Raw genomic sequence first — 24,277 nt, forward strand, 5'->3', positions numbered from 1 at the left:
CGTGTCGCCGCAAGCCCTCGGCCCGGTTCACACGCTGGTGGAGAAACGGTAGCCGCTGCCGCGCACGGTCTGCACCAGGTCGTCGAGCTTCCACGGCTCCAGCGTCTTGCGCAGGCGGCGGATATGCACGTCGACGGTGCGCTCCTCCACGTACACGCTGCCGCCCCAGACATGATCGAGCAGCTGCGTGCGCGAGTAGACGCGCTCGGGGTGGGTCATGAAGAAATACAGCAGGCGGTATTCGGTCGGGCCGATCGGCACCGGGTCGTCACCGGCGAAGACCCGATGCGCCGGTCCGTCGATGCGCAGGCCGCCCAGTTCCACCATGCCCGAGCCATCATCGCCCTGACTGCGCCGCAGTACCGCCTTGATCCGTGCGATCAGCTCGCGGGTGGAGAACGGCTTGACCACGTAATCGTCCACGCCCGCTTCGAGGCCGTTGACCCGATCCATCTCCTCGCCGCGTGCGGTGAGCATGATGATCGGAATCTCGCGGCTCAGCTCTTCCTTGCGCAGGCGTCGGGCCAGATCCAGCCCGCTGGTGCCGGGCAGCATCCAGTCGAGCAGGATCAGGTCGGGCACCTGCTCGGCGATCGCCAGTTGCGCCGCGCGGGCGTCGGCTGCCTGCATCGCGTCCATGCCGGCCTTGCGCAGGGCAAAGGCAATCATTTCGCGAATCGATGTCTCGTCTTCAACGATCAGGATGCGTTTGTGCACGCCTTGGTCTGCCGGTGGCTTGTGACGGGGATATTGCAACGCATGGATGTTACACGTCGATGACGTGATGTCAGTGCGACTGACCCGCAATTGTCACCAAATGGACTCATGCGACGGGATGCTAGCCGTTGGCGGGCCGCAACGGCTGCCTCCCGTCCGGATTGTCCTCGGTCTTGATCCTGCGCTTCTGCAACTCCAGCACCAGCGGCGTCAGCTCGGTGATGCGTGCCTGGATGCGTACGCGGGCGTAGTAATCGAGGTCGTCGCGCTTGAGCAGCCGCTTGAGCTGCTCCATGGCGTCGAATGGCCGGCCTGAATAGTAACTGGCGTCGGCAAATGCCTCGCCGGCACGCACGCTGTCACCGGCCGCGCTGCTGGCGCGCGCATAGGCGCTGTAGATTTCCGGTTCGCTGGCATTGTCCAGCAGCGGTCGCAACAGGTCGGCGGCGAGGCTGGCCTGGTGTTTGTCGCCGGACATGGTGAGGGCCGTGGCATAGGCGAGCGCCACCGCGCGATTGCGCGGCGATTGCGCATTGAGCGCACTGTAGATGGCCAGCGCCGTCGCGCGATGCCCCGCTTGCAGCTCGGCATCGGCCATCGCCAGTTTCAGGATCAGATTGTCCGGGGCGGAACGCAGCAGGGGCTGCAGCTGCCCGATCGCCTGGGCGCCGCGGCCGCTGCGGGTCAGCGCCAGCGCATAGCCGTAGTGGTTGGCCGGGGTATCGAAACTGTGGCGGGTTTGCAGGTTCGAGCCGTAATAGGTCGCCTCCCGGGTGGCGTCGCCGGCCAGCACGCGCACCCGTTCGCGCATCAGCGCATAGCTGCTCGGGGAATCATGATCGGGTAGCGGAATCAGATGGATCGGGTCTTTCACGAATGCGATCGGCGCGGTGTTTTGCTGCCACTGCAGCAGGTTCATGCTGTCGTCGGAAGGACGCAGCTTCTGCTCGGCGATCAGGGCGCCGGCACGCGCCTTGGCATCGCTGATACGCATCGTCGTTACCGGGTGGGTCTGCAGCAGGGCAGGCACATCCTGGCCGCCGGCGCCCGTGCTCATGGCATCCTGCATGCGCTGGAAGAAGTCGGCCATCGCATTCGGATCGAACCCGGCCTTGGCCAGCGTCTGGATGCCGACGCGGTCGGCCTCGATCTCGTCCTTGCGGGTGAAATTGATCGATTTCTGCGCGAGCAGCCCCTGACCGCCGGCGAGTACCGCCATCGGCGCGTCGCCGCTGCGACTGGCGGCACCCGCGGCGATGGCACCGAGCAGGACCAGCGCCATCAGCGGCGCATCCTTCTTCGACGCCTCGAACGTACGCTGCAGGTGGTTCTGGGTGATATGGCCGATCTCGTGGGCGATCACGCCGGCCAGCTCGCTCTCGTCGCGGGTGATCGTGATCAACCCGGAATTCACCGCGATATAGCCTCCGGGGGCGGCAAACGCGTTGATCTCCGGATCCTTCACGATGAAGAACGCGAAGTGGTCCTTCGGCTTGTCGCAGCTGGCGGCCAGCCGATGGCCGATGTCGTTGATGTAGTCGTCCAGCAGCGGATCGTCCACCACCATGTCCAGTGCACGCATCTGGCGCAGCATGGAGGCACCGTAATCCTGTGCTTCCTGGGGCGAGATCAGTGCGTTCGCCGAGCTGCCCAGGTCGGGCAGCCGGACCTCGTCCTGGGCTGCCGTGGTGCAGGCCAGGCTGGCGGTGATCAGCGCTGTCAGCAAGCGCGAGGCGGTGCGTCGTGGTGCCATGGTCATAGGTAGGCGACAATAACACTGTGACCGCCGGCCGCGGCTTCGGTTCATCGCTTGAGTTGAATGCCGGCACCCCCATTCTGGGGGCAACCCTTCTTGTTGCCGGAGTTGTCGTGATGCCGAAGATCGAGGTCTATTCCACCGCGGTGTGTCCTTACTGTGTGGCGGCGAAGAACCTGCTCAAGTCCAAGGGGCTGGAATGGGTCGAGGTGCGCATCGACACCGACCCGGCGCAGCGTGACTCGATGCTCACGCGCAGCGGCGGTCGCCGCTCGGTGCCGCAGATCTTCGTCAACGACCGGCATGTGGGCGGTTACGACGATCTGGTGGCGGCTGACCGCAGCGGCAAATTGACCGAACTGCTGGAGCTGGCCGCATGAGTGACAAGCTCGCCGAGTTCAGCGCATTTCGCCAGCGCATGAACGAACGCATCCTGGCCGAGGACAATCAGGTCGTGCGGCGGTTTTTTGCGCTGGATACGCAGACCTACAAGGCCGGCGCACTGGACGTGAAGACCAAGGAGATGCTGGGCCTGGTCGCCTCGATGGTGCTGCGTTGCGACGACTGCATCAGCTACCACGTGGCCCAGTGCAAGCAGGCCGGCGTGCAGCGCGACGAATTTTTCGAGGTATTCAGCGTCGGTCTGGTGGTGGGTGGGTCGATCGTGATCCCGCACCTGCGGCGGGCGGTGGATCTGCTCGACCAACTGGAATCGGAAGGCGAGGGCGGTGCCGTGGCCTGTGCCGACCACGCCGGTGGCGATGCCTGAGGCGGGTCACGCCCGGCGCGTCATTTCGTTGCCATCGCCTCGGCGCATGCCGTTTCTTGCCATGCTCCGTGCGAGTATTTTCAACGCCTTGCGTGCTCTCCAGACTGTCAGTGGGACGCCAATTCAGCGATAATTGAACGGTTTCGGCCCTGCGTATCCCCATCGCACGGGCTGCTCGTTATTTCCGTTCAAGGAGTTACCCCCCATGAGCAAGACGATTGCGGTGATCCCGGGCGATGGCATCGGCCCGGAGATCATGACCGCCACGCTGCGCGTGCTCGACGCGCTGGACTGCGGCCTGAACTACGATTTTGTCGACGCCGGCATGGCTGCGCTGGACAAGCACGGCGACCTGCTGCCCCAGGCCACGCTGGACAAGATCGCCGAACACAAGGTGGCGCTCAAGGGCCCGCTCACCACCCCGATCGGCGGCGGCTTCACCTCGATCAACGTCACCTTGCGCCGCCATTTCGACCTGTACGCCAACGTGCGCCCGGCGATCAGCTTCCCCGGCACCAAGGCGCGCTTCGAGAACATCGACATCATCACGGTGCGCGAGAACACCGAAGGCGCCTACCTGGCCGAGGGCCAGACCATGTCAGAGGACGGCGAGACCGCCACCTCGATCATCCGCAACACCCGCAAGGGCAGCACGCGCATCGTGCGCTACGCCTTCGAGATGGCGGTGAAGAAGGGCCGCAAGAAGGTCACCGCAGTGCACAAGGCCAACATCATGAAGACCAGCTCCGGGCTGTTCCTCAACGTGGCCCGCGAGATCGCCAGGGAATACCCGCAGATCGAGTTCAACGAGATGATCGTGGACAACACCTGCATGCAGCTGGTGATGCGCCCCGAGCAGTTCGACGTGATCGTTACCACCAACCTGTTTGGCGACATCATCTCCGACCTGTGCGCGGGTCTGGTCGGCGGCCTGGGTCTGGCCCCGGGCGACAATATCGGCGAGCACGCGGCGATCTTCGAGGCGGTGCACGGCTCGGCGCCGGACATCGCTGGCAAGGGCATTGCCAACCCGTGCGCGCTGCTGCTGGCCGCTGCCGACATGCTCGATTACCTCGGCATGGTGGAAAAGGGCAGCAAACTGCGCCAGGCGATCCGCGACACTATGGAAAACGATCGCGACCAGGTGACGCCGGACCTGGGCGGCAAGGGCAGTACGGAAAGTTTCGGCGAAGCGATCGCGCGGCGCGTGAAGGGCTGAGCCAGCCATGTGCGGGTCGGGGTGGGCCGGCAGGCAAACCCCACGCACGGGACGCGCCGTGCGTGGCCTGGGAAAGCAGGTTGGGCATCGCCGCGCTCGGTTCGACCTCCGGGCCGATGGCCATCTTCCACTTTCTGGATCGGCACCGGCTGGCTAGGATGACAGGTCGTGGCGGCCGGGAATGCCGGCCACCCTTGTAACGGATCCAATGCTTGCAGTCATGCGCCTGACGCCCTGGACCTTCCTCTATTTCGCCGCCGCGGTGCAGGCGGCCCTGCTTGCCCTCGCTCTGTGGCGTCGTCCGGCCAATCGCGAAGCCAATCGCCTGCTTGCCGTCTGGGTGGCTCTGACCGGTATGGATCTGGCGGTGAAGGCGCTGTACTGGCACCTGCTGTCGCCGGAATGGTTTCGCGCCTATCGCTTCGTCGCACTGTTTCCCTTTCTCTACGGCAGTCTGTTCTACCTGTACGTGCGTGCGCTTACCCGGGGGAGCGGATTCCGGCCGCGCGATACCGTGCATCTGGCCGGCTTCGCCGTGATGCTGGTGCTCAACGCTTACGTGCTGACCATGGACGAGGCCGGGCTGCAGGCGATGTCGGCGCGCTGGCTCGCCGGCGAGCGCAGCATCGGCGCCTGGTTCGACCTGCCACTGTTCCTCTACGGCCTGTCCTATGTGATCGCCGGGCTGCGGCGGCTGCATGGCTACCGGCGTCAGCTGCGTCAGCGGCGTTCCGATGCCGACCGCCTCTCGCTGCGCTGGATCGACGCGATGGCCGTCTTCCAGATCGCGATCTGGTGCCTGGCCATCGTGCAGGCGCTGGTCTACCTGCCGGTATTCAACTACGGGTTGCTGTTCGGCCTGGTCGCCGCCTGGGTATGCATGGTGGGCTTGTTCAGCCTGGGCCAGCCGCCGGTACAGGCCGAGCCGGCAATATCGGGTGCGCCGGCTGCACCGGAGGTCGATGGCGGCGGGTCGCCGTCGACTGATACCTCGCGCTACGCCGAGGTCGAGGCGCGACTGGCGCAGCTGATGGACGGCGACGCTCCGCTGTACCTCGAACCGGCGCTGACCATCGGCCAGGTGGCCAGGCGCAGCGGCTATCCGGAATACCTGGTCTCGGCAGTGATCAACCGGCGACTGGGCGGCAGTTTCTGGGACTACGTCAACCGCCTGCGCGTGGAAGCGGTGCGTGAGAGGTTGGCCGATCCAACCGAGACGCGCACCATCCTCGACCTCGCCTATGCCTGCGGCTTTACCTCCAAGTCGACCTTCAACGCGGCGTTCAAGCGACAGGTGGACGAAACGCCCAGCGGCTACCGGCGGCGCCATGTCACTGCGGGGGCGCCGGCAGACCCGCTGTCGTCTGGCGGTGCAAGGCGGCGATGATGGCGGCCGTCGCATCGCCGATGCCGGTGCCGCCGCCCTGCACGGTCAACCCCAGCCGCACTACCACCAACCGCTCGGACGGCACGATGATGACGTATTGGCCGAAGGCCCCGCGCGCGTAGAACATGTCCTTCGGCAGCTGCGGCATGCCCCAGGGCGCGTCCCATACCGGCACGCTGCCAGTGTTCACCAGGTTGGTCCAGAAGCCAGCACCGTAGCCGGTATTCAGGGTCTGCGAGCGGCTGTACGCCGCCCAGCCCTCGGGCAGGATGCGGTGGCCGTTGGCCACGCCGTCGTCGAGGTAGAGCTGGCCGAAGCGGGCGAAGTCGCGAGCGGAGGCGTACATGAAACCGGCACCGAGCGGGGTGCCGGTGGCGTCCGTCTCGATCACCGAATGATGCATGCCCAGCGGCGCGAACAGTTCGCGGCGGGCGAAGGCTTCGCCGCCGACGGCGGTGCCGCCGGTGGCATCGCCGACCAGCTTCGACAACAGCGCGAAACTGAGGTTGCTGTATCCCCACGCAGTGCCGGGCGGATGTTCCAGCGGCATGCGCGCCGCGTAGGCGGCCGAGTCGGCCTCGCGGAACCACATGTGGGTGGCCGGATTGACCGGCCCGTTGGTCTCGTCGAAGGGCAGGCCGCTGTCCATGCGCAGCAGCTGGTCGACGGTGATGGCGCGGTGTGGATCCGTCGGCGAGGCCCACGCGGCGAGCGGGGCGGGCTGGTCCACGCGCAACCGGCCCTGGCGCACCAGGATGCCGATCAGCGCCTGGATCACCGACTTGGTGACCGAATGGCCCCAGATCGGCGTCTCCGGTCCGTAGCCCGGGGCATAGCGCTCGGCGATCAGCTTGCCGTCGTGTAACACGACCACGGCCTTGGTCAGCCGCGGATGCGCTGGATCGGGTTCGGCGAAGGCGAGGTCGAGCGCGCGGCGCAGCGCCGGATCGGCGGGCGTGACGATGGCGGGGCCGAAGGTGTCGGGAGCCGCCGGGTCCTTGAGGCCGCCGGCTTCGGGCACCCGGCCGTTCCCGTGCATGACCACGCATCCCAGACCATTGCGGTATGCCGCCCGGGCCGGGAACAGGCCCAGCACGCTGCTGCGCACTTCGCCGCTGCGGCGATCCACGGTGTAGCGCACGGCCCAGCCGATGCTGGCCATCAGCGGCTGCTGCTCCTCGGCGTAGATCCGGTCGGGGTCGACCTTCGAGACGAAGGCCGCCGCGCAGAGCGAATCGCTGACCGACCCGGTGGCGACGTGCAGCGCCTCCCGGTTCAGCAGCACGATGACGGCCGTCGCGGTGAGCAGCGAAGCGAGCAGGACGGTGACCGGCTTCTGCCAGCGCGCGGATGACGGACGGGACATGAGCGACTCCTCGGACTTGGGGACGAGGACTCAGGATGGCAGTGAGACTCCCGCAAATGCGTCCGATCCGGCCGATTCGTACGCCCATACCCTGATTCAGGACGCCTCCCTCGAGGCGAGTCCGCCATCCGAAGGAAGGCGCGCCCGCTATTTGTGCATGCCGACCGTGTAGCTGCCGCCGACGGTGCGTGCGGCGATGTTGAGCCGGTTGAAGCTGTTGATCACGCCGACCAGCAAGCTCAGGTCGACCAGGGCGGCTTCGTCGAAGTGCTGGCGGGCCTGCTCGTACAGCGCGTCGGACACCGCCTCGCGCGAGGTCAGTTCGGTCAGTTCCTCGGCCCAGGCCAGGGCGATGCGCTCGCGCTCGCTGAACAGCGTGGTTTCGCGCCAGGCCTGCAGCACGTACAGGCGTTGCTCGGTTTCGCCGGCAGCGCGGGCGTCCTTGCTGTGCATGTCCAGGCAGTAGGCACAGCCGTTGATTTGCGAGACACGCATCAGCACCAGCTCGATCAGCGCCGGTTCCAGGCGGCCGGCGGTGTGGATGTTCTTGCCGAGGGTGACCAGCGGCGTCATGGCCTGGTAATGACGTTCGATGGCGAAACGGGACATGGGAGCTCCTTTGGGTCTGCGAAGGTGGCCGGGATTGGCCGCTTCAATGCAAGGACGCCGAGCGCTCCGATTTCGTGACAGCCGCCAGCCGCGCCAGTTTGCCGGGGTGGCGCAGGCCGTGCATTGCCGTGATGCGCTCGCCGTCGCATTCGACCCAGATGACCGAGCTCAACGCGTCGCCCGCCCACATCAGCAACGCCGGTGCGCCGTTGAGTGTCGTCATCTCGTAGCGTGCGGCGCCGCGGCCGAGGTTGCGAGCGATCTGCAGATACAGGCGGGCCAGCCGCTCCGCACCGTACAACGGTCGCAAGGTGGCGCGAACCACGCCGCCGCCATCGCTGATCTGGATCGCATCCTCGGCGAACAATGCGCGCAGCGCCTCCATGCTGGGCTGGGCCATGGCGGCTACGAAGCGTTCAAGCATGCGTTGCTGCGCGGTGGCGTCGACGTTGAAGCGCGGTCGCCCCTCGCGCAGGCGCGCCCTGGCCCTGTGCAGGCGCTGGCGGCAGGCGTCCTCGGCAATGCCCAGGATCGATGCCGCCTCGGCGTGACTGTAATCGAACACCTCGTGCAGGAGAAATGCGGCGCGCTCCTCGGGACTGAGCTGTTCGAGCAGCAGCAGGAAGGACAGGGTGATCGTCTCGCTGCGTTCGAGTTCGGCCTCGGGCTGCTCGGCGGACGGCACCAGCGGCTCTGGCAACCAGGGGCCGGTGTAGTGCGCGCGCTCGGTCCTGGCGCGGCGCAGGCGATCGAGCGACAGCCGCGTGGTCACCGTGACCAGCCAGGCTTCCGGGTCGTCCAGCGCCGCGGTGTCCTGCGCGTTCCAGCGCAGCCAGGCGTCGTGCAGCACGTCCTCGGCGTCGCCGGGTGTACCGAGCATGCGGTAGGCCAGCCCGAACAGGCGCTGGCGGTGTTGCTGGAACAGGGCGGTTTTCGGATCCATGGGACGCTCCGGCGGAAGGACCTTGCCAGGACGCACGACCGATGCAGGACGTGACCGCTCAGCGGAAGACCGGCCAGGGCGCCAGGAAGATCACCCACATCAGCAGCAGGATGCCGACGTACTTGCCGGCCTTGTAAAGTTTTTTGTGGCGGCTCTTGAACGCGGCCTTCCATGCGTATGTGGCGCCCTTGCGGCGCTGGCTGAGCGCAAACAGGCGGTTGATGAAACCGGTCTTCTCCGTCTCGCCCTCGGTATTCGGCGAGGCGGTGATCCGGCCCATGAACGCGCCGACGCGATGGTTGATCGCATTCATCCAGCGCGTGCGCAACGGCCGCTCGACGTCGGCGAACAGGATCACCCGGGTCTGTGTGCTCTTGTTCTCGGCCCAGTGCACGTAGGTTTCGTCGAACACCACGTCCTTGCCATCGCCCCAGGCGTGTTCCTCGCCGTCGACGAAGATGCGGCAGTCCCGCGAGTTCGGCGTGATCAGACCCAGGTGGTAGCGCAGCGAGCCGGCGAACGGATCCCGATGCGGGTTGAGCTTGCTGCCCGGCGGCAGCAACGCGAACATCGCCGCCTTCACGCTGGGAATCGCCTTCAGCAGGGCCACGGTCTGCGGGCACAGCGCCTCGGCCGAAGCCAGCGGCTCGCCGTACCATTTCAGGTAGAAACGCTTCCAGCCCTGCTTGAAGAAGCTGTTGAAGCTGGCGTCGTTGCTCCTGGCCGCGGCGCGGATGTAGCCCTCGTCGAACAGGTGGGTCGCCTCGTCACGGATGACCTTCCAGTTCGCCTGCAGCAGATCCAGTTGCGGGAAGCCGCTGCGGTCCAGGATCGGCCGGGCGGGTACCGCGGAGAACGCGTACATCAGCAGGTTGTACGGCGCGAAGATCGCCGAATGATCGACCAGCTGGCGATCGAAGCGCAGCCGTACGCGACCGCGCAGGTGCACCAGCAACACGCACAGCGCAAAGAAGGCGAACAGGGCGAACAGGATGATGCGGGGTGTCGAGATCATGGTGGACGCGGTGACCGGAGCGGCGGGCAGGTCTCCATTCTACTACCGGGCCCGTTCTGGCCGGCATCACTCCCCGGCCGGGGAGTGATGCCGCAAGCCGTCGGTTACAGGGTTTCCGCCGCGAAGTCCGCCAGTCGCGAGCGTTCGCCACGGCGCAGGGTGATGTGCGCCGAGTGTTCCCAGCTCTTGAAGCGATCCACCGCGTAGGTCAGGCCGGAGGTCGTTTCGGTGAGGTAGGGGGTGTCGATCTGCTCGACATTGCCCAGGCAGATGATCTTGGTGCCGGGGCCGGCCCGGGTGATCAGGGTCTTCATCTGCTTCGGGGTGAGATTCTGCGCCTCGTCGATGATCAGGTAACGCGACAGGAAGGTTCGCCCGCGCATGAAGTTGAGCGAGCGGATCTTGATGCGCGAGGCGAGCAGGTCATTGGTGGCCTGGCGGCCCCAGCTGCCGCCGTCCTCGGGATTCGCCAGCACCTCGAGGTTGTCGGTCAGCGCACCCATCCACGGCGTCATCTTCTCCTCTTCGGTGCCGGGCAGGAAGCCGATGTCCTCGCCCACCGAGACGGTGGCACGGGTCATGATGATCTCGCGGTAGCGTTGCTGGTCCATCACCTGGGCCAGGCCGGCGGCCAGCGCCAGCAGGGTCTTGCCGGTGCCGGCATTGCCCAGCAGGGTGACGAAGTCGATGTCCGGGTCCATCAACGCGTTGAGCGCGAAGTTCTGCTCGCGGTTGCGCGCGCCGATGCCCCAGACGTGATGGTTGGCGTGCGAGTGGTCGTCCAGCAGCACCATGGTGGCGCTGCGGTCGTCGATCTGCAGGACGCGCAGCTCGACGTCGTTCTCGCCCGGCAGGAACAGGCATTCGTTCGGGTACCAGGTCTCGTCCTCGCGACGATCCACCTGGTAAAAGGTGCGGCCGCGCTCCGTCCACGAGCGGACTTCCGGGTGCTGGTCCCAGAAGTCGGCCGGCAGCTCGGCCGAGCCGGTGTAGAGCAGGGAGAAGTCGTCCAGCGCGCGATCGTTCTCGTAGTCCTCGGCGACGATGCCGTTGATGCTCGCCTTGATCCGGAGATTGATGTCCTTGGTGACCAGGATCACGGCGCGATCGGGATGTTGCTCGCGCAGTTCGATCACCGCCGACAGGATCTGGTTGTCGGCCTTGGCGTGGCCGTTGCTGCTGGTGCGATGCTGGAAATACAGGCGGCCGACGGAGCCGCCGCGCTTGAGCTTGATGCCCTGCGGATTGGACAGCTCCAGTCCGTCGCTGAGGTCGTTCTGCTTGCCCGCCTCGACCAGTTCGTTGAGGAAGCGGCTGACCTGGCGTCCGTTGCGCGAGACTTCCGAGGCGCCCTTCTTCTTTTCGTCCAGCTCCTCCAGTACGGTCATCGGGATGAAGACGTCGTGTTCCTCGAAGCGGAACAGCGAGGTCGGGTCATGCAGCAGGACGTTGGTGTCGAGAGCGTAGATGCGCTTGCTTCCGGTCATGCGGAAGTGTCCTCGCTGGTGGGTGAAGGAAGGAGCCGTGACGGGCAGAGGGTCACGGGGTGAGGGGCGTAGCTGTAAGCGGCCACTTGGTTTGCGAAATGGGGACACTTGGTTTGCAAAGCGCTGGTCCGGTCTAGGGAGGGCATCGTAACGGGTCATTGAGGGGCGCTCAAACGACCGTCAAAGGCGCCCAGGGGATGAGACGCCGGGGCGGTAGGCTCGGAGGCATGCGCATCGACCCTCGCCAGATCCTCAGCCGCTCGATGACCATGCTAGAGAATGCCCGGTGCCCGGAGTGCGGTCGGGCGTACGACCCGGTGGCCGAGGCGGAGACCTACCTGCCTCGCCGGCTGCCGCTGCACTGCTCATGGTGCGGCACGCGGGCGGAGATGGTGCGGGAGTATGCCGCCTGGCGGCGCCAGGACGCCGCGGCTACACGGCGGCGGTAGGCGGCCGACCGGAGCACCAGCCGGCGCCTACAGCTCGCCGCTCGCTGGGCCGATTCGACCGCCTGCCAGTCTGGAGCACCATGCCGGCATGGACGATCAAATCGAGATGGAGAGCCCGCTGAGCCGGGCGTACTGGTGCGGCAACTTCTGCTGCACCGACGAGGAGCTGGCCCAGGCCGTGCTGGTAATGGGCAGCACAGCGGTTGGCCTGGTGGGTTTGTACCTGGCTACGCGTCAGCCCGAAGACCTCGGCGCTACTTCCACGTCGTGATCAGCAGCTCGCCGGCGGGCTTCTTGTCGCCTCCGATGGTGTAGGTGGTCGACAGCTTGCGGTGCTTGAAACGGCTGAACACCCGACGGATGTCGGGGTGGTCATTGATGCTGAGGATGGCGCGGCCTTGCAGGGTGGCCATGACTTCGGCGAGCTGCTCGTACTCCGGCCAGGGAAATGCGTTGGCATAGCCCTCGGTCTGCCAATAAGGCGGGTCGAGGTAGAACAGGGTCTCGGGCCGGTCATAGCGACGGATGCAGTCTTGCCACGGCAGGTGCTCGATGGTGACCCTGGCCAGGCGAAGATGCGCAGCGGAGAGATCCTCTTCCAGGCGTAGCAGGTTGAGCCGCGGTGGCTGCATGGCCGAGGTGCCGAAGGTGTGGCCGCTGACCTTGGCGCCGAAAGCCAGCTTCTGCAGGAACAGGAACCGCGCGGCGCGCTGAATATCAGTCAGGGTCTCGGGCCGCTCCATCTTGGCCCACTCGAACATCTCGCGGCTGGCCAGCGCCCAGCGGAACTGGCGCACCAGCTCGTCCAGGTGGTGGCGGACGCAACGGTACAGGTGCACCAGCTCGGAGTGCATGTCGTTGAGCACCTCCACCGGCGCCGGCGTGGCACGCATGAACAGCAGCGCGGCACCGCCGGCGAAGGGCTCGACGTAACACTGATGCGGACTGTCAAAGAGCGGGAGGATGTGCTTTGCCAGCCTGCGCTTTCCGCCGGGCCAGGCGAGGATCGGTCTTGCCATGTTGTGTCTCCACTTCTGAGATCGTTGGTTCGTACGCTGGCCCCGCCGTGATCACGGAAGGGGCCCCGCTTGATCCACGTCCTGTCGTGGAGAGAGGCCGGGCTGTATCAGCAGCCCGGCGCTCCGTTTGGTGCTTACTGTCTGCTGGCCTGAATTTCCTCCCAATGCGTGCCTACGTTGGCGCTCGATCCGTTTGCCCACGACCGCACATATCGCACTGGGCGGTCAGCAAAGGTGTCGATGTGGCCGGCACTCGTCTCGGCATATGTGCCGCTGACAGACGAATCGAATACCGTGGTCCATGTCGTGCCATCGGTCGATACTTCGGTTTTAGTCCCGAAGTAAGTGCGTCCATCCGCCCAATAACGCCACGTTTTGACAGAGTTCAATTCGTAATAGTTGCCGAGATCGACCATCACCCAAACCGCGCCGGCAGTGCCTGTGCCCCAATACGACGAGTTGGATATGACCCCATCCGTGATCATGGCGGAGTTGCCGATCAGAACCACCATATTCGAGGATGCGGGTTTCCCAGCGGCGACGTTTGTGCCGATCGCCGGCACGATGACAGTGTTCACCGACACAGGAACAGCGGTGGTGGAGGAAGCTCCGGTCTGATCGGTCACCGTGAAATCAACAGCCGTGGCGGCAACGGCACCACCACTGCCGTCGTAGCTGATTAGGCCGCTGGAGGACATCGTGATACCAGCTGGAAGTGCAGCGCTGGTGTATGTGAAAGGCGCCGTGCCGTACTGTTCGGTAAGCTGAATCGTGGATGCCGAGCCAACGAAGAACGGGATGGCCATCGTCGTGATCTGCGGCAACCCATAGCCAAACGTCGCCGTCAGCGGCTGCCAGCTGGTGTAGCCGTCGCGGACGGCGTCGACCTCGATGCGCACCGTGCCGCTACCTGGATCGGCAGGCGTATGCGTGGTGCCGGTGATGCCTGTCGTCGTGCTCTTGAGGACGCCATTGAGGTAAGTGCGCACGGTGTAGGTGACGCCGGTCTCTGGGCCGATGTTGGCTGCGGCCGTATCAACCAGCTGGTCAGCCTGCAGGCCGCGGTCGCGATGCGACCAGGTCAGCACCAGGCCACTGGTCACCGTGGCCGGGTACGCGACGCCGTTGATCTTGAGGTTGCCGGGTGGGTACGGGCGGATCTGGCGCTTGTTGAGCAGGATGCTCGCGACGGTGGCCAGGGCGGGATCGAGCGCGCCGTTGCCGGCGCGCGTGAGCAGCTTGGCCTGGATGGTTTCGCCCGTGGTGTACTCGGTCCGGTCGGCCGTGGTGAAAAAGTCGGTGAACCAAACGCGCGCGCCGAGAGCATGCAGCGCGGGCACCGTGTCGACGCAGCCACGCGCCAGGGTCGCGGTACCGGCGACGGCATTGATGGCGTCGACGCGGAAAACCTCGTCGTCGATCAGCGCCTCGCTGCCGACGGCGACCAGATCCAGATCGTTGGTGCTGGTGAGGGTGATGGCGACCGGCGCTGCGCCGGCCGGCATGACGGCGGCGAGCAAGCCGCTGGGCGTGAAGTCGCCGGTGGCAACCTCGGTGAAGGCTCCGGTGGTGCCGATGCGCGTGGTGAGTGCGTAGTTGATCGGCACTCCGGCCGGGCGCTTGGCCAACGCGCCGACGTAGCCGGCCAGTGCGGCCACCTGGGCTAGATCGGCGGGACGCATGACGGCGGAGAGATCGCGGTAGCTGGATTCCACCAGGCGCTGCGCGACGATGGTTTGTGGGTCGAGATTGGGCGGCGTCGACAACGTGGGCTGCGCAATCAGATACGTGGTGGTTGGCAGGCTATAGACATCCTGCGCGCAGGTGAGCGTGATGGTGTTGACGGTCGGCCCACCGCGATCGATATCCAACACACGTATGGCCATGCGCGAGAGGTTGAGGCGCGCCCAGCTGAAGGCCAGCACATCACCCTTGCGCACATCCAGCGTCGAAAACACCTTGAGTTTCATGCGTGCCGGAAGGCTGCTTCCGGCGCGCAAGTCGCGCTCGCCGAGCCGCAGGGCAAGTTCACCGTTCCATACGCCGTCATAGCGCACGGCCTGGCTGATCACGCGGCCCTGCGCCTGGATGTTGGCCAGGTTGTTGATCGCCGGGGTTGCCGCGTCTTTGTTGGTCTCGCTGTCATGGAAGGTCACCACGATCTGGTTGACCGACCCGGCAAGCGCACTCTGCTCGTAGCTGACCAGCTCGACGATGTTGGATTCGTCGACCAGCGGCACGGTGGCAATGTCGTAGTCGCCGCGGAACAGCTTCAGGTATTGCTTGCCCGTGGTTGGGTCATCGACGAAATCGCCGCCAGCGTGATCGCACACGGTGCGAATGAAGTTGCCCACCACGTCGCTTCGCGACCACTTGAGGCACAGCCCGAGCCCTTCATCGTGAAGGGTCTGTGCGGCGGCTTTCATGCGCACCAGGTCCAGTGCTGTGTTCGGGTCGCGGCCCAAGCCGGTGGTGGGGTCGGTGATGGCGCGGTAAATGAAATGCGCCGGGTTCATGCCCTGGTCGATCTGGCATAGGCCGGGCTCCCATACCGGCGTGCGCCAACCCGCGGTCCAGCGCTGCACCTGGAACCCCCACGCCTTGACGTAGGGGTTCATGGCGCCGACGATGCCGCGAAACACCAGCATCACCTTGCCGCGAAACGCCGGCATCGGCGTGCCGAGCTGGCTGATCAGGTAGTCATTCGGCATCTGGGTGGCTTCACCCATCATCAAGTCGGCGGTGCCCTGAATGCCGCCTTCTTTTTTCTCGCCACCGTAGAGGTTCGGCGCATTGATACTGATGGGGCCGCTTGCCGTGACATTGCCGGACCAGGCAAGCCGGCCGCCGCCTGTGATCTTGCGCAGCGCGTCGATCGGGCCGGTGCTGAGCCCGAACATGATGCCCATCTGATACCAGAAGCCGATGGTGACCTTGCCGCCCTTACCCATGATTCAGCGCCTCCGCTTCAGCGGCGGCTTCGGCTTCGGCCGCCGCGGCCTCAGCGCGCGCGATCGACACGACACGCTGCGCGAACGCATCGTCGATGGCTTCGGCCTGCTCGATCGGAAGGCCCTCCTCGGCGAGCTGGCGAAGGTCGACGTCGTAGCGCTCACACCAGGCGCGAATGCTCGGCGCGCACAGCACGCCGGTGCCGCCGAGCTTGGCGGCGCGCACGTGCTGCATGGTGATGAGGATGTCAGCGACCACAAGGCCACCAGCGTCGACGCGGAACCAGGTTGTCAGTCAAGCCAAGACGCCAGCGCAACCGCTGCATGAGACCAGGCACTGGGATGGGCTTATTCAATGACACATCGAGGAACCACTGGCCGCCGACGACGTAGCGATAGTCGACAGCCTTGGATGGGCCAAAGGTGCGGCGGAAGCTGTCCCACGCCCGAATTTTTATCGTCTGAATGTTCATCACTTGCCGCTCGATGTCTGAATGGGTGGATAGACCTTCAGATCGCCGTACCAGGTGATGTTCGGATCATCGATCCACACCGTGCCGCCGAAATCCATCACCTCGCGGCCGTCTTCGACGGTCGGCACGTCGAAGTCGGAGAGCGCCGGTGGTTTGGCGTTCTTGGGCTTGGGCGCCAACGCCACCGAAAGAATCAGCGCGATGACCATGACGATGATGTATATCCAGGTTACCGGATCCACGTGTTGCTCCTAGTAAATGGGGTCGCTACCCATCGGGTTTTTTTCCGTGAGGAAGGGATCGCCGCCATAGTTGATGGCGTTGTTGAATTTCGTGTCGCAGGTGGCCAGGGTGTGGTCGTCGCCGGGGTATGTGGCCACCACCGTGCCATCGGGGACAAGCGCGGGGCGCAGCAGGGTCAGTACGGTGCCGACATGCGACACGATCGGGCGCCGCTCGACGATGCCGGCGACCGACCACTCGATCCAACCACCGTCGAACCATCCGTCCGGCTTGGTGCCCCAGGCGGCCGCAGTGGCCGTGAGGCCAGCCGTGGAGATGATCGTGGCGTTGACCCGCATGGTTTCGCGGTCGACGTTGCACTCGCCGAGGCCGCTGCCGTACGTGGTTAGCGGACAGCCCTTCTGCCAGTTGCGCTTGAGGCCGAGGCCCTTGAGGCTGGCCATAGGCGGCAGCCCGTGGATGATCGCCTTGTTGGTCGACCACTCAACGCTGCCGATAATGCCGACCCAGCGCGTCTCCACTACGCCATCGCTCTTACGCTGGCGCATCAGTGTCATGTCCAGATCCTGCATCGGCGCGGTGCCTCGGTAGAGATCCAGCAATGGCAGGTCGATGGGCACGGACAGGTCAAGCACGTTGCGGGTGAGATCACCGCTTTCGGTCAAGCCGCTGCGCTTGATGTTGGCATAGGTGTACGGCTGGCCCAGGTACACCATCGCCTTATTTTCCGTGACATAACGGAAGTGCTGCACACCACGCGCGAAGTCATAGAACTCGATCCAGCGGCTGATGAAGCTCACGGCTCCTCCTTCGGCACGCCGATGAAGGTGACTGCCGCGGTGGCTTGGCCTGCGCTTTCATGCACATGCCCCAGCTCGACGCGGTCGCTGTTGAGCGTGGCCAGCATCATCCAGCTGATCTTGAGCACTTGAGCCGGCGTCACGGTCACGCCGAGCACGCTGTCGATCGCCAACTGTTCGGTTTCTTCGTCCACTTCCGCGCTGTCGGTCACTCGCCGGTAGTACACCGCGCCGCTCTTGAGCTCGATGCGCAGGTGGCGCCGACCCGGCTGGCCATGCAGATGGCGGGTGATGCCTGCCCAGGCCACCGTGATCGCCGTGGCGCCGCTCGCCACCGTGGTCAGAAGCGTCACGTCATCGTTGCCGCTGGGCAGCCACAGCGCATTGCCGCGACCCTGAAACCAATAGAGCAGGCTGCGCAACGCCGCGCGATCCGCACGGCCATGCACCAGCCAATAGAACGGCTGCGTCGGCCATGTGAGGTCGCTGAAGTCGTCGATCGTGGGCGCGCCGATGTCGTTGTCGATCTTGACGATCTGTCGGCCGTAGGCGGCCGCGAGATCCTCCGGTTCGTTGCTGCGGGTTTCCAGCACAGGGATACCCAGGTACAGCGCCGCCGGCGCGATCGCGGGCCACTCGCAATCCTCCGCCGCCTGGAAGCGCACTTGCGTCTGGATCTGCTGATCCGACTTGCGGCGAAGCGTCGGGAAATCGGTGAGCGTGGCGGTGCGGCATGGCAGCAGCCGCGCACCCTTGCCCCATGCATTGACCGTGGGTTGCTTGAGCGTGATCGAGGCCGTGGTGAGCGTGAGAATCTCGCCTAGCTCGTAACTCGATGCCGACGTGTACAGGATCACCAGGCCGCCCTCGACGAAATCCAGCCCGGTCGTGTCCATCGCGATCACGCTGGTACCGGCAGGGATCGTCGACTTGAGCCAGGTCACGTCGACCCACACCGGCAACGCCCACTTCCGCGAGCTCCAGTCGAATAGCGCGTTCTCGACGATGCGCCGATCGGCACCTTCGGCGATCGCGGTGAACTCCCACTCGCGGCGCGGCACGGGCAAGCAGGGCTGACGCATCTGCGAGCCATCCACGGCGTTCTGCACGTCTGTGAGCCAGGCAAGCGACTCGGTGAGGTTGTTCGCCCAGTCCGGCGCGATCATCCAGGCGATCAGCCGATTGCCCGTGATGCTGGCTTCCACCGGATCGAGGCCGGCGAACAGCCAGCTCAGCGTGGCGTCGATCACTGCCGGGCCGATGGTGTCGACGCTGACCTGCCACACACGTTGCTGCAGCGGATTGAAGGCGAGCGGCAGGGCGCCCTCGCCAGTGGCAGTGATGCCGTCGGCGCCGATCATCTGCAGGTCGGTCAGCGATTGCGACTGGTCGGGCCAGGCATTCCAGACGGTGATGCTGCGCGTCTGCGCCGTGACCAGGTTGCCGAGATCGAGGCGCGTCGGAGTGATATAGACGCGGTAGTAGAAATCCTCGAAGTACGAGCGCAACAGCGCGCCACTGCGTACGGTCGGGTGCTCGATCACCGGCATGGGCGAGACCACGGTGGACGGTGGCTGCAGGCCCAGGTCCACCTGGTGCGGCGGCCAGTAGTCCGTCGCATAGGTGCCCAGGTCGGCCGTGATCGCCGCGTTGCGCGACGAGGACGGTGACTGCAAGGCGGCGGCTGACAAGAGGGTCATCATCGTCAGCCGTTTTTGCGAATTGCCCAGCCGAACGTGCCGGTGTGAGTGCCATCGGAAGCCGCGATGGAACCGCTGCCATCGCGCGCTGCCGTCGATTTCTTGTACCAGGGAAACACCATCCATTCGTCGGTGCCGAGCGTGACAATGGCTTCCGGCTCGATGTTGTCGATGCGAACCATGCGGGCATACGTCAGCTCTGCGATCACACTAATTTTGTTGCTCGCGCGCACATGGAACGGCTGGATCGGTACCAGCGTGCTCTCACCGTTCCATGCATTTGGCTGGACTTTGACCAGGTCGCCACCGATGTCGGCGGCGCGGCCGCCTATCCACCCTGCGGCGTCGAGCGGCGAGTAGATGATGGCGTTGTTGGCGTTTAAGAACGATGCGAAGAACATGCCACCGATGTGCACGTAATGCCCGAAGTTGTCGACCCAACCGCCCGCACGGTCCCAGTACTGATATACGTCGGTCGGATTGATCAGCGGCGAGCTGGCGCCAAACCACACACCCATGCCAGCCGCCGCGCCGGGCAACGCCGAGTCGCCGAACGCCAGGTAGAGATAAGTGTCGAGGCCGTAACGAAGTACCAGGTACACCTCATTGGCATAGACAAAAATGAAGTAGGTAGCCGGCCAGGTCACCGGTGCAAAGCCTGGCGCCTGCAGAACACGCGAGGTAGGGCATGGCGTGGTCAGCGCATTGCTTCCATCAATGCCCAGACCACCCTGCGCAATCAGGTTCGTAGCGCTGGCCACCACGCTCACGTAGCAGTTGCCCTTCCACAATACGTTGCCAGAGAGCGTCCAGCCGCCCGTGGTGCAGGCGGCCTGCAGGGCCGTCAGCACATCTGCCATCGAGTTGGCGGTGCCGGTGGTGAAGGCCATCAGGAAAGCTCCATCGCGAGATAGCTGTTGAACCCGGTGTTCACCGTGTCGCGGATCACCACGTAGTTCTTGCCGGCGATCGTCATGGTGTCCTCGACGACGGTGTTGAAGCCGCTCATGTGGTTGATGCCGTCGAGCTTCCCGTACACGTTGGGCGTATTGTCGAAGAGGGTCACGGCGGTGATCGGGTAGATGCCAGCCGAATCGCGCAGCGCGTACTGCGACCCGGCCGAGTTGCCGGCCAGCACGGTGTTGCTGTAGGGGTAGCCGAAGGGCTGTTTCCAGGTGCCGTCAAGGAAGCGCATCGCCAGGTTAGCGCGGTTGCCGGTGTACGGCATGGCGTAACCGGCGGTCGCTGAGTAGCGCGTTGCCGGCACACCGACGAGCATGCCGGCCACCACCAGCGGATACGGGTACTGTCCGGGCGTGCCGAACGGGAACATCTTGCCGACGTAGCCCGTCTGGTAAACGCCGACGCCGACCTTCCAGGCAAAGGTGATGCGCTGTGCGTTCACGACCAGCCAGTAGTCGACGCGCTGGTTGTGTGCCGGCACGCCGCTCTCGCGGTAGCCAGGCTGGGTGATGAACGTGTTGCCCGGCACGTAGCCGGTGAAGCCAGCCACGCTCAGGTTGTAATAGTCCGCGGTGGCGTCGTGGTAGCTGCGGAAGCCGACGAAGATCTGCTCGGTACCACTCAGGCCGACGCCCTGCATGATCAGCTCGCGGTTGCTGCCGTCCGTGGGGTTGACGTAGCGCAGCGTGGTCCAGCCGTTGGCCTCGGCGAAGGTCTTGATCTTGAGCAGCATCTGCCAGTGCGCCAGGCCCTCGGTGCCCGTGTTGTCGACGAAGCCGATTTCGTAGGCCATCAGCGTGCGATCTGCCGGATCTTGGTTTCGTTGCGGGAAATGATGTTCATGACTTTGGTTTCTCCGTCGCTGCCGTCCAGGTAGTCGCCCACCAGGCTCGGGTCGATGACGTTGACGTTGCGCAGGGACACGCTCGGGGCCCCGCGCGCATCGTTGGCGGCGGTAGTGGGCATGCGAGCGCGCGGAGCTGTGGATGCAGGCAGGCGCGGCGCGTCGACCAGGCCGCCGTCGGCGTAGCCGGGCACTGCCCAGGCGCCGATCGCGTCCATGCCCATCGCGTGGAAGTCGCGCATGAATGAGATCGCGCCGGGTTCCTGCATGCGGTACTGCGGCTGCACGTATTCGCCGCGGTGCACGATGCCGGCCGGTTCCCACTTGCCGCCAGGGCCGGTCCAGCCACCCTCGGCGAAGCCGCCGGCGATCGACATGCTGTTGGCGATCAGCAGCGTGGTGGCGGCGGCCTGCAGCTTGTCGGCGCTGGTGCCCAGCAACGCCGACGCGCCACCCACGATGCCGCCGGCCACCGCCAGCTTGGTGGCGCCGGCGCCGACGTCGGCCTTCTGGTTGTTGCCGCCGAACAGGTTGCCGATCGCGTCGATCGCCTTGGCGGCCAGCGCGCGAGCCGCCACCTGGGCGAGGCTCTGCGCCACCGTGAGCGCCAGCTGCTTGAACGCCTGGCCTACCGTCATGGTGCGCGTGGCCAGGCCCATCAGGGCCTGTTCGAGGCCGCTGGTCAAACCGCTTTCAAAGGCGGTTTTAAGGTCGTTCGTGTCGAGCTTGAGGCGGGCGAGCTCGGCTTCCAGGTTCTTCAGCTGCTCGACCGCGCGCGGATCGCCGGTGGCGGCTACCAGCTCGCGCATCTTGGGGATCAGCGTGTCCAGCTGCGTCGCAGTGGCATGGTGTAGATCGAGGATCTGCTTACGCGCGCTGTATTCGCTGATCAGGCCGGCCTGCTGCTCCGCCTGGATGTTCTGTTCCTGCCGGCTCTGCTCGCTGAGCACCAGGTTGATCTGCTGTTGCAGCTGCTGCAGCTGTGCCTGGGCCTCGCCGACGTTGATCAGCGACTTGACCAGCTTCACGCCGGCCTCGTCGCCGCGTCGCTGCATGTCGGCGAGCAGCTCGCCGTACTGCTGCTCGATCTGCAGCTTCGCCGCTTCGGCGTTCTGTCCAGTCGCCTGCAGGTACGCCACCTGCAGGCCGCGCTGCTGGTCGGCCAGGGCGCGATCGCGCGCAGCGGCGGCCAGATCCTGCACCTTGCTGACTTGCGCCTGCACGCCGGCCACATCACCGCCGGCCTTGATCGCCTTGCCGCCGGCATCGGCGGCATCGAGCATGGCCTTGGTGTACTTGTCCCAGATGCCAGTGACAGGCCCGATGGCCGTGCTGCCCAGGCTGAGGATCTGGCTTTCCAGCTGTTTCTGCGCGGCGGCCAGGGCGTTGGTGGTGTCCTTGACCTTGGGCGTCTTCGGCGGCTTGTACTTTTTCTCGATGAACGCCAGCGCTTTCGTCTCGTCGGCGCGGTACTGATCAGCGCCGGCAGGGTTCTCGGCGATCAGCTTCAGCGTGGCGGCCTTGATCGTCTTGATCTCGGCCGCCTTGTCCTGGTCGGCTTTCGCCGACTTCAGGTAGACCGACATGGTGTCGCTGGCCTTCTTGGCCTCGGCCTCGATCTGCTTGCGCTCGCCTTCATTGGCGGCGACCCACTGCTCCATCTGCGCGCCGGCGGCTGCAGCGTTCTTCTGCGCCAACAGCATCTGGATGGTGCCCAGGTCGCCAGCGAGGAACGCATGGTTCGGGTCGCCGGGCGTCGACGCCGCCGCAAGCAACTGCTGGTCGGACAGGCCCTTGGTTTGCGGCAGGCGGTTCTTGATGGCCTGCAGATTGGCGTTCGCTGTGTTGAAGTCGTCGGTGTTGTTGGAATCGCGGCCGATGCCCTTCATGGCACCCCAGGCCGCCGTAGCCGTTTCCTTTACCTCGTTCCAGGCGCGCTCCAGCAAGCCGAGGTTCTGGCGCACGGTGGCCGCACGCTGGGCCAATGCCGCCGCGGCGGCGTCTTGGGCAAGCTGCGCAGCACCCTCGGCGTTGCCTTCGGCCTCCAGCGCCTTGATCTGCTCGTACTGCGTCAGGGTGAGCAGGTGGTAGGCGCTGTCTAGTGCGCGGATCGCGGCGACCGGGTCATCCTGCAGCTTCACGATCGCCGCCACGGACTTGTCGATGCTCTGCCCGGTGACCGTCGACAGGTCAGTGGCCAGCTGCGCGGCCTGCTGCAGACGCTTGCCGGTGACCTGGCCGGATTCGATCAGCAGCTTCAATGCCAACGCGGCCGGCGCCGATTCGCCCGTGACGCGAGCGATCTGGTCCGCCATGAAGCGCACCTGCGGCGCGGTCACGCCGGCAAAGTTGCCGGTGGATGTGATCTCGCGATTCAGCTCCCGCTCTTCGGCGGCGCCCTGGTACGCGGCCACGGCCACCGCGCCCAGCACGGCCACCACGCCGGCGACGTTGAAGATGAGGATGTCGGCGGCGGTGACCGCGCTGGTGAAACCGCCGCCCAGGGCCACCAGGTTCTTGCCGGCGGCAGGGATGTCGCCGTTCGAGAGGTTCTTGCCGAGCTCGACCGCGGTTTTGCCCAGCTTGGTGGCCTTCGTATCGACCGCATCGATCGCGGTGCCGGTGCCGGTCATCGTCTGGCCGAGTACGGCGGCCTTGTTCTGCATGTCCTCGACGCGCTTGGTGGCCGCGCCCAGCGCCGAGTCCACGCCCTTGCCCACATTCTGGGTGTGGTCGAGCGACGTGTTCAGCTGGTCGACCTGCTTGCGGGCCGTATCCAGGTCGGCCTTGATGCGCAGGGCAATGTCGAGATTGCGGTCGGCCATTGGAGGGAACCTGGTTACTCGGGTGAAGGGGTGTCGCGCAGCAGCTCATCGATGCGCCGCTGCATGGCCTTGATGGCGTCCTTGCTCTGGCATCCGCCGTAGGCTGTGGAGATGTCCTCGATCAGTTCAGCGCGGCGTACTTTCTGCTGGTGGTTGAGCCGGGCATGGAAGAGCTTCAGCTGTCGCTCGGTGTACCGGCCGAGCTCGGCGGGGGTTCCGTATCCGGCGGCGGTGAGGGCGATGTAGACGTCGGCCCAGCGCGTGGTCCGCGCAGCTGGATCGTTTGGCTGATTCGCCTTGCGACTTGCCTCACGAAAAAAGGGCCGCAGACACCCCACCAGGCAGACAGCAGCAGGTTGCCGTCAGCGTCGCCCAGCTGGCCGACCCAGGCGCGCTCGATGGCTAAGGCGGAAGCGATCGCCTCGGCGTCGGCCTCGGGCGGCAGCCGCACCAGGCTCTCCGCCATCAGATCCTTCAGCAGCTCGCCGTGGGTGGCCAGCACATCCATCATGTCTTCGGTGAGTGCCTCGCCCACCTCGATCGACGCCTGCAGATCCGAGACCAGCGCCTTCGCACGCGCCCGCACGCGCAGGCCCTGGGTGAAGCCGTACTCGTGCACCACGACAACGCGGCCGTCGATCGGCAGCGAGAGCTCCGGGTGCATCACGGCCACGTCATTACGGCCCTCATCGGGCCGCGCGGTTTTCTTTGGAGTGACTTTGCGGGCCATGTGGTTCTCGGT

The 24,277-nt window shown here is 65.5% G+C and carries 23 protein-coding genes; 5 read left to right on the top strand and 18 right to left on the bottom strand.

The genetic code is table 11. The features are described 5' to 3' along the window. Positions 1 to 27: 27 nt before the first annotated feature. Both phoB and ACFPPA_RS05490 read right to left on the bottom strand, forming a co-directional pair. Entirely contained in the window at positions 28 to 717 is a 690-nt protein-coding gene (gene phoB, locus ACFPPA_RS05485) for a phosphate regulon transcriptional regulator PhoB (protein ID WP_377318036.1), read from the bottom strand. Positions 718 to 838: 121 nt separating this feature from the next. Further along, a complete protein-coding gene (locus ACFPPA_RS05490) occupies positions 839 to 2,476 on the bottom strand; it encodes a beta-barrel assembly-enhancing protease (RefSeq protein ID WP_377318038.1) in 1,638 nt (545 codons plus the stop codon). A gap of 113 nt (positions 2,477 to 2,589) precedes the next feature. Between ACFPPA_RS05490 and grxC the strand changes: the two genes are divergently transcribed. The 4 genes from grxC (at position 2,590) to ACFPPA_RS05510 (ending at position 5,848) form a co-directional block, all read left to right on the top strand. Then, the gene (gene grxC, locus ACFPPA_RS05495) at positions 2,590 to 2,853 is read left to right on the top strand and encodes a glutaredoxin 3 (protein WP_377318040.1); all 264 of its coding nucleotides are present in this window, start codon (positions 2,590 to 2,592) and stop codon (positions 2,851 to 2,853) included. Further along, the gene (locus ACFPPA_RS05500) at positions 2,850 to 3,242 is read left to right on the top strand and encodes a carboxymuconolactone decarboxylase family protein (protein WP_377318042.1); all 393 of its coding nucleotides are present in this window, start codon (positions 2,850 to 2,852) and stop codon (positions 3,240 to 3,242) included. Before grxC ends, ACFPPA_RS05500 begins: the two co-directional genes overlap by 4 nt. Positions 3,243 to 3,447: 205 nt before the next feature. After that, positions 3,448 to 4,461, top strand: a complete 1,014-nt coding sequence (locus ACFPPA_RS05505; RefSeq protein ID WP_377318044.1) for an isocitrate dehydrogenase — start codon at positions 3,448 to 3,450, stop codon at positions 4,459 to 4,461. A gap of 220 nt (positions 4,462 to 4,681) precedes the next feature. Beyond that, positions 4,682 to 5,848, top strand: a complete 1,167-nt coding sequence (locus ACFPPA_RS05510; protein WP_377318046.1) for a helix-turn-helix domain-containing protein — start codon at positions 4,682 to 4,684, stop codon at positions 5,846 to 5,848. Here ACFPPA_RS05510 and ACFPPA_RS05515 read toward each other — a convergent pair. The 5 genes from ACFPPA_RS05515 to ACFPPA_RS05535 all read right to left on the bottom strand — a co-directional run bounded on the left by ACFPPA_RS05515 (position 5,793) and on the right by ACFPPA_RS05535 (position 11,268). Then, entirely contained in the window at positions 5,793 to 7,214 is a 1,422-nt protein-coding gene (locus ACFPPA_RS05515) for a serine hydrolase domain-containing protein (protein ID WP_377318048.1), read from the bottom strand. The two genes, ACFPPA_RS05510 and ACFPPA_RS05515, sit on opposite strands and share 56 nt — an antisense overlap. A gap of 147 nt (positions 7,215 to 7,361) precedes the next feature. Next, positions 7,362 to 7,823, bottom strand: a complete 462-nt coding sequence (locus ACFPPA_RS05520) for a carboxymuconolactone decarboxylase family protein (RefSeq protein WP_377318050.1) — start codon at positions 7,821 to 7,823, stop codon at positions 7,362 to 7,364. A 43-nt stretch (positions 7,824 to 7,866) separates the two neighbouring features. Further along, positions 7,867 to 8,766, bottom strand: coding sequence for an RNA polymerase sigma factor SigJ (sigJ, locus tag ACFPPA_RS05525; RefSeq protein WP_377318052.1), 900 nt, complete (start codon positions 8,764 to 8,766; stop codon positions 7,867 to 7,869). A gap of 58 nt (positions 8,767 to 8,824) precedes the next feature. Beyond that, complete coding sequence (locus ACFPPA_RS05530; protein WP_377319458.1) at positions 8,825 to 9,763, bottom strand: aspartyl/asparaginyl beta-hydroxylase domain-containing protein; 939 nt, start codon at positions 9,761 to 9,763, stop codon at positions 8,825 to 8,827. Positions 9,764 to 9,885: 122 nt separating this feature from the next. Then, entirely contained in the window at positions 9,886 to 11,268 is a 1,383-nt protein-coding gene (locus tag ACFPPA_RS05535; RefSeq protein ID WP_377318054.1) for a PhoH family protein, read from the bottom strand. A gap of 537 nt (positions 11,269 to 11,805) precedes the next feature. Between ACFPPA_RS05535 and ACFPPA_RS05540 the strand changes: the two genes are divergently transcribed. Beyond that, positions 11,806 to 11,988 (top strand): DUF3606 domain-containing protein, encoded by a 183-nt coding sequence (locus ACFPPA_RS05540; protein ID WP_377318056.1) that lies wholly within the window; start codon positions 11,806 to 11,808, stop codon positions 11,986 to 11,988. On the opposite strand, the gene ACFPPA_RS05545 is transcribed toward ACFPPA_RS05540, so the two are convergent. The 11 genes from ACFPPA_RS05545 to ACFPPA_RS05595 all read right to left on the bottom strand — a co-directional run bounded on the left by ACFPPA_RS05545 (position 11,972) and on the right by ACFPPA_RS05595 (position 24,265). Then, positions 11,972 to 12,736 carry a DNA adenine methylase gene (locus ACFPPA_RS05545; protein ID WP_377318058.1) on the bottom strand — a complete coding sequence of 255 codons (765 nt, stop codon included), beginning with the start codon at positions 12,734 to 12,736 and terminating at the stop codon, positions 11,972 to 11,974. The two genes, ACFPPA_RS05540 and ACFPPA_RS05545, sit on opposite strands and share 17 nt — an antisense overlap. 134 nt (positions 12,737 to 12,870) lie before the next feature. After that, a complete protein-coding gene (locus tag ACFPPA_RS05550) occupies positions 12,871 to 15,687 on the bottom strand; it encodes a galactose-binding domain-containing protein (RefSeq protein ID WP_377318060.1) in 2,817 nt (938 codons plus the stop codon). Beyond that, on the bottom strand, positions 15,680 to 15,946 hold the full coding sequence (locus ACFPPA_RS05555) for a hypothetical protein (RefSeq protein ID WP_377318062.1): 267 nt from the start codon (positions 15,944 to 15,946) through the stop codon (positions 15,680 to 15,682). The genes ACFPPA_RS05550 and ACFPPA_RS05555 overlap by 8 nt, the downstream gene beginning before the upstream one ends. Continuing rightward, complete coding sequence (locus ACFPPA_RS05560) at positions 15,936 to 16,160, bottom strand: hypothetical protein (RefSeq protein WP_377318064.1); 225 nt, start codon at positions 16,158 to 16,160, stop codon at positions 15,936 to 15,938. Before ACFPPA_RS05560 ends, ACFPPA_RS05555 begins: the two co-directional genes overlap by 11 nt. After that, the gene (locus ACFPPA_RS05565) at positions 16,160 to 16,402 is read right to left on the bottom strand and encodes a hypothetical protein (protein ID WP_377318066.1); all 243 of its coding nucleotides are present in this window, start codon (positions 16,400 to 16,402) and stop codon (positions 16,160 to 16,162) included. Before ACFPPA_RS05565 ends, ACFPPA_RS05560 begins: the two co-directional genes overlap by 1 nt. Before the next feature lie 9 nt (positions 16,403 to 16,411). Then, on the bottom strand, positions 16,412 to 17,203 hold the full coding sequence (locus ACFPPA_RS05570) for a phage BR0599 family protein (RefSeq protein ID WP_377318068.1): 792 nt from the start codon (positions 17,201 to 17,203) through the stop codon (positions 16,412 to 16,414). Continuing rightward, positions 17,200 to 18,903: a hypothetical protein gene (locus tag ACFPPA_RS05575; protein WP_377318070.1), complete on the bottom strand. Its 1,704-nt coding sequence runs from the start codon at positions 18,901 to 18,903 to the stop codon at positions 17,200 to 17,202. The genes ACFPPA_RS05570 and ACFPPA_RS05575 overlap by 4 nt, the downstream gene beginning before the upstream one ends. Positions 18,904 to 18,908: 5 nt before the next feature. Continuing rightward, the gene (locus tag ACFPPA_RS05580) at positions 18,909 to 19,793 is read right to left on the bottom strand and encodes a hypothetical protein (RefSeq protein WP_377318072.1); all 885 of its coding nucleotides are present in this window, start codon (positions 19,791 to 19,793) and stop codon (positions 18,909 to 18,911) included. After that, entirely contained in the window at positions 19,793 to 20,659 is an 867-nt protein-coding gene (locus ACFPPA_RS05585) for a hypothetical protein (protein WP_377318074.1), read from the bottom strand. Before ACFPPA_RS05585 ends, ACFPPA_RS05580 begins: the two co-directional genes overlap by 1 nt. Beyond that, positions 20,659 to 23,535: a phage tail length tape measure family protein gene (locus ACFPPA_RS05590; protein ID WP_377318076.1), complete on the bottom strand. Its 2,877-nt coding sequence runs from the start codon at positions 23,533 to 23,535 to the stop codon at positions 20,659 to 20,661. Before ACFPPA_RS05590 ends, ACFPPA_RS05585 begins: the two co-directional genes overlap by 1 nt. Before the next feature lie 175 nt (positions 23,536 to 23,710). Then, positions 23,711 to 24,265 carry a DUF6631 family protein gene (locus ACFPPA_RS05595; protein WP_377318078.1) on the bottom strand — a complete coding sequence of 185 codons (555 nt, stop codon included), beginning with the start codon at positions 24,263 to 24,265 and terminating at the stop codon, positions 23,711 to 23,713. Positions 24,266 to 24,277: the final 12 nt, after the last annotated feature.

Origin of the sequence: Rhodanobacter ginsengisoli, assembly GCF_042657065.1 — a bacterium.
In the GTDB taxonomy this organism is placed as follows: Bacteria; Pseudomonadota; Gammaproteobacteria; order Xanthomonadales; family Rhodanobacteraceae; genus Rhodanobacter; species Rhodanobacter ginsengisoli.

What these genes read in the sequence shown, in the direction of transcription:
- ACFPPA_RS05490 (WP_377318038.1), bottom strand. Translation starts at nt 2,476, where the DNA reads ATGACCATGGCACCACGACGCACCGCCTCGCGCTTGCTGACAGCGCTG.
- grxC (WP_377318040.1), top strand. Translation starts at nt 2,590, where the DNA reads ATGCCGAAGATCGAGGTCTATTCCACCGCGGTGTGTCCTTACTGTGTG.
- ACFPPA_RS05500 (WP_377318042.1), top strand. Translation starts at nt 2,850, where the DNA reads ATGAGTGACAAGCTCGCCGAGTTCAGCGCATTTCGCCAGCGCATGAAC.
- ACFPPA_RS05505 (WP_377318044.1), top strand. Translation starts at nt 3,448, where the DNA reads ATGAGCAAGACGATTGCGGTGATCCCGGGCGATGGCATCGGCCCGGAG.
- ACFPPA_RS05510 (WP_377318046.1), top strand. Translation starts at nt 4,682, where the DNA reads ATGCGCCTGACGCCCTGGACCTTCCTCTATTTCGCCGCCGCGGTGCAG.
- ACFPPA_RS05515 (WP_377318048.1), bottom strand. Translation starts at nt 7,214, where the DNA reads ATGTCCCGTCCGTCATCCGCGCGCTGGCAGAAGCCGGTCACCGTCCTG.
- ACFPPA_RS05520 (WP_377318050.1), bottom strand. Translation starts at nt 7,823, where the DNA reads ATGTCCCGTTTCGCCATCGAACGTCATTACCAGGCCATGACGCCGCTG.
- sigJ (WP_377318052.1), bottom strand. Translation starts at nt 8,766, where the DNA reads ATGGATCCGAAAACCGCCCTGTTCCAGCAACACCGCCAGCGCCTGTTC.
- ACFPPA_RS05535 (WP_377318054.1), bottom strand. Translation starts at nt 11,268, where the DNA reads ATGACCGGAAGCAAGCGCATCTACGCTCTCGACACCAACGTCCTGCTG.
- ACFPPA_RS05540 (WP_377318056.1), top strand. Translation starts at nt 11,806, where the DNA reads ATGGACGATCAAATCGAGATGGAGAGCCCGCTGAGCCGGGCGTACTGG.
- ACFPPA_RS05545 (WP_377318058.1), bottom strand. Translation starts at nt 12,736, where the DNA reads ATGGCAAGACCGATCCTCGCCTGGCCCGGCGGAAAGCGCAGGCTGGCA.
- ACFPPA_RS05550 (WP_377318060.1), bottom strand. Translation starts at nt 15,687, where the DNA reads ATGGGTAAGGGCGGCAAGGTCACCATCGGCTTCTGGTATCAGATGGGC.
- ACFPPA_RS05560 (WP_377318064.1), bottom strand. Translation starts at nt 16,160, where the DNA reads ATGAACATTCAGACGATAAAAATTCGGGCGTGGGACAGCTTCCGCCGC.
- ACFPPA_RS05575 (WP_377318070.1), bottom strand. Translation starts at nt 18,903, where the DNA reads ATGACCCTCTTGTCAGCCGCCGCCTTGCAGTCACCGTCCTCGTCGCGC.
- ACFPPA_RS05580 (WP_377318072.1), bottom strand. Translation starts at nt 19,793, where the DNA reads ATGGCCTTCACCACCGGCACCGCCAACTCGATGGCAGATGTGCTGACG.
- ACFPPA_RS05585 (WP_377318074.1), bottom strand. Translation starts at nt 20,659, where the DNA reads ATGGCCTACGAAATCGGCTTCGTCGACAACACGGGCACCGAGGGCCTG.
- ACFPPA_RS05590 (WP_377318076.1), bottom strand. Translation starts at nt 23,535, where the DNA reads ATGGCCGACCGCAATCTCGACATTGCCCTGCGCATCAAGGCCGACCTG.
- ACFPPA_RS05595 (WP_377318078.1), bottom strand. Translation starts at nt 24,265, where the DNA reads ATGGCCCGCAAAGTCACTCCAAAGAAAACCGCGCGGCCCGATGAGGGC.